A 3,198-nucleotide genomic window follows, 5' to 3' on the forward strand; every position below is an offset into this window, starting at 1 on the left:
GGTATAAGAGACAGCCGCTACACCAGCCCGTCCCCGCCGCCCGGCGCGAACGAGGAGACCATCGTCTTCGCCCCGGTCGGGAAGGGCGGCGCCGCGACCAAGGAGAAGTCCGCCGCGGCGCCGCTCGGCAAGGGCGGCGTCGCGATCCGGACGGCCGGCGAGGTGCTCATCACGCTGGGCCTGGTCGTGCTGCTGTTCATGGTCTACGAGCTCTACGTGACCGACCTGTTCTCCGCGGGCAAGCAGTCCGAGGCGAGCGACCAGCTCGACGGCGAGTGGGCGCACGACCGCACGCTGCACCCCGAGCTGATCGACGGCAAGGCGTTCGCCCGCATCCACATCCCCACCTTCGGCGTCGACTACAACTTCACCATCCAGGAGGGCACCGACGACGCGGCCCTCGAAGTCGGCCCCGGCCACTACAAGGGCACGGCGCTGCCCGGCGAGCCCGGCAACTTCGCCGTGGCCGGCCACCGCGTCGGCAAGGGTGCCCCGTTCAACGACCTGGACAACCTCTCCTCCTGTGACCAGATCGTGATCGAGACCTCCACCGACTTCTACATCTACAAGGTCCTGCCCTACGACGACGAGATGGCGGACTGGGCCACCGGCAAGGGCGCCGACCCCAAGTGCAAGGGCGTCTCGACCCTCCGCGACGGAGGTGCCGAGGACGGCGGCGCGTACAGCGAGACGTTCGGCCGCAAGGTCGTGCTGCCCAGCCAGGGCACCGCGGTGAACCCGGTCCCGTACAAGGGCGCCGACGTGCTCCCGAAGGCCCAGCAGGCCGCGCTCCTCACGCTCACCACGTGCCACCCCCAGTTCTCCGCCAAGGAGCGGCTCATCATCACGTCGGTGCTGACCCAGCAGGTACCGAAGGACCAGGTCAAGAACTACGGCGACCTGCTTTCGAAGATCGGGGAGGCCTGATGTACGCGTGGATCTGGCGGAAGCTGCCGGGCCCGTTCGCGGCGAAGCTGACGATCTCGGTCGTGCTGGTGCTCGGCGTGATCGCGCTGCTGATGTTCGTGGTGTTCCCCTGGCTGGAGCCGCGGCTGTGGTTCAACGAGGTCGCGGTCAACTGAGGTTCGGCGTCTTCCTGGTCAGCGGCCGCTTCCCCGGCCAGGCGGACGGCGACGTCCTCCGCCGGTCCGTCCGGGCCGCCGAGCTGGCCGAAGAAGCCGGCTTCGACGACGTCTGGTTCGCCGAGCACCACTTCCTGCCCTACGGCGTCTGCCCGTCCGCCATCACCCTTGCCGCGCACGTGCTCGGGCGGACGTCGCGGATCGGCGTCGGGACCGCGGTCAGCGTCCTGTCGACGACGCACCCGGTAGCGCTGGCCGAGCAGTGGGCGATGCTCGACGCCGTCTCCGGGGGACGGCTGCGGCTCGGCGTCGGCCGCGGTGGGCCGTGGCAGGACCTCGAGGTCTTCGGGACCGGGCTGGACCGGTACGAGACCGGCTTCGAAGAGGCGCTCGACGTCTTCCTGCGCGCCACCACCGGCCGCGTCGACGCCCGGGGGAGGCACTTCGCGTTCCGGGAGGTGCCCGTGGTCCCCGGGCCGGAACGGCGGCCGGACGTCGTCGTCGCGTGCGGGGGACCGAAGTCGGACGCGGTCCGGCAGGCCGCCGAACGGAACCTGCCGCTGTTGCTCGGCCTGCACGCCGATGACGAGGAGAAAGCCGGCACCGTCGCGGCCTACGGGAAGCCCGCGAACCACGTCTCGACCGTGCTCTGCCAGGTGGGCGATGCCGAAGTGGTGCGAAAAGCCCTGCCGGGCTGGCTGAAGGACGGGCTCGGCGCGCACGTGACCGTCGACGGGCGGGCGGGCCCCGGCCGGGATCCGGCGGAGTACACCGAACGGCTCTGCGCGATCCACCCGGTCGGCGACGCGGCGCACTGCGTCCGGACGCTGGAAACGAGCCTCCGGCGCACCGGCGTCTCCCACGTGCTGATGCTCGTGGAAGCGTCGGGTACGCCGGAGGGCACGTTCGAAAACATCGCGCGGATCGGCACCGAGGTGCTGCCCGCGCTGCGGGCTAGCAGTCCCGCAGTTCCGGGCTCTGGTTGAGCAGCTGGCCGCGCGGCGAGACGAACGCGCGGTAGCGGTCACCGTCCATTTCGGACTTCTTGAAGACCGCGACCCGGTGGCAGTTCTGGAACGCCAGCTTGACGCCGAAGTGCCGTTCGAGGCCGCCGCGGATGGCGTCCGAGGCCAGGGCCCGCAGCAGCTGCCCGCGGGCGGCCTCGCTCGGCGGCGGGGTCTCGTTGTCGGCGAAGCCGTCCGCCGCGCCTTCGGCGTCGGCGATGACGCCGGTGATGACCTCCCAGGCGTACGGCAGGGATTCCTTGACGCAGGTGACGAACTCGGCGTCGGTGACCTCCCCGCGCTCGGCCTTCTCCAGCAACGCGGGTGACACGTCCAGGGACATCGAACCTCCAGTTTGAGCAGGGCCACCCTCTTGGCTACCGGCCGGGTGGCCCGGCCACAAGAGAAAACGATGATCATCACCACTTTGGCGGAAGGCTCACTCCCAGCGGAACAACCGAGCCGCCAGTGCCGTGCCGAGCACCGCGAAGGCGGCGAGCGCGGCCAGCTGCAGGGGCTGCACGCCGGTCCCGACCCAGGCGTCCTGCAGTGCCTGCGAGCCCGGCGGCACGTAGTCGCCGATCCGGCGCAGGACCTCCGGCAGGAACGGCCGCGGCAGGTAGACGCCGCCGAAGAACATGATCGGGAGGAAAGCGACCATCGCGACACCGGTGGCGGCCTTGGACGTCCGGGCGACCGCGGCCGCGATCAGGCCCAGCGCGAACGTCGCCACCACCCCGAGCACCAGCGTCAGCGCGAACGGCAGCGGGTGCTTCGGCAGCGGGACGTCGTAGACGGCGTTGCCCAGCCCCAGCACGAGCGCGATGGCCGCCAGCGAGACCGTGACGTGGATGAGCAGCTGCGCGCCCAGCAGGTTCGCCGGGTGCACCGGCGTCGTGGCCAGCCGGCGCAGCACGCCCTGCTCGCGGTAGGTGGCGACGGCGGCCGGGATCGACTGCAGCGCGAGCATCGCGATGCTGATGACGATCAGCGACGGCACCCAGGCGTCGATGAGCCGGTACCCGCCGGCTGCCTCGTGGGGCTTGGTCATGCCCGGGATGGCGCCGATGGCGAGCAGCAGGACAGGCGGTAGCAGCAGGCCGCCGGCGGCC

At 71.1% G+C, this 3,198-nt stretch carries 5 protein-coding genes; 3 read left to right on the forward strand and 2 right to left on the reverse strand.

All coding sequences use genetic code 11. The features are described from left to right. Positions 1 to 3 precede the first annotated feature (3 nt). The 3 genes from CCN39_RS45400 to CCN39_RS45410 are packed head-to-tail and all read left to right on the forward strand — an operon-like array spanning position 4 to position 2,068. On the forward strand, positions 4 to 927 hold the full coding sequence (locus tag CCN39_RS45400; protein ID WP_244211314.1) for a class E sortase: 924 nt from the start codon (positions 4 to 6) through the stop codon (positions 925 to 927). Beyond that, entirely contained in the window at positions 927 to 1,082 is a 156-nt protein-coding gene (locus CCN39_RS45405; RefSeq protein WP_086853103.1) for a hypothetical protein, read from the forward strand. Before CCN39_RS45400 ends, CCN39_RS45405 begins: the two co-directional genes overlap by 1 nt. Next, the gene (locus CCN39_RS45410) at positions 1,055 to 2,068 is read left to right on the forward strand and encodes an LLM class flavin-dependent oxidoreductase (RefSeq protein ID WP_244211313.1); all 1,014 of its coding nucleotides are present in this window, start codon (positions 1,055 to 1,057) and stop codon (positions 2,066 to 2,068) included. Before CCN39_RS45405 ends, CCN39_RS45410 begins: the two co-directional genes overlap by 28 nt. Here CCN39_RS45410 and CCN39_RS45415 read toward each other — a convergent pair. Both CCN39_RS45415 and CCN39_RS45420 read right to left on the reverse strand, forming a co-directional pair. Further along, on the reverse strand, positions 2,037 to 2,429 hold the full coding sequence (locus CCN39_RS45415) for an SCO5389 family protein (protein ID WP_086853105.1): 393 nt from the start codon (positions 2,427 to 2,429) through the stop codon (positions 2,037 to 2,039). The genes CCN39_RS45410 and CCN39_RS45415 overlap by 32 nt on opposite strands. 96 nt (positions 2,430 to 2,525) lie before the next feature. Then, on the reverse strand, positions 2,526 to 3,198 hold a 673-nt coding region (locus tag CCN39_RS45420; RefSeq protein ID WP_086853107.1), incomplete at its 5' end, for an ABC transporter permease.

The organism is Amycolatopsis kentuckyensis (assembly GCF_002155975.1).
In the GTDB taxonomy this organism is placed as follows: Bacteria; Actinomycetota; Actinomycetes; order Mycobacteriales; family Pseudonocardiaceae; genus Amycolatopsis; species Amycolatopsis kentuckyensis.

Coding starts and splice junctions, on each gene's coding strand:
- CCN39_RS45405 (WP_086853103.1), top strand. CDS start 927: ATGTACGCGTGGATCTGGCGGAAGCTGCCGGGCCCGTTCGCGGCGAAG.
- CCN39_RS45415 (WP_086853105.1), bottom strand. CDS start 2,429: ATGTCCCTGGACGTGTCACCCGCGTTGCTGGAGAAGGCCGAGCGCGGG.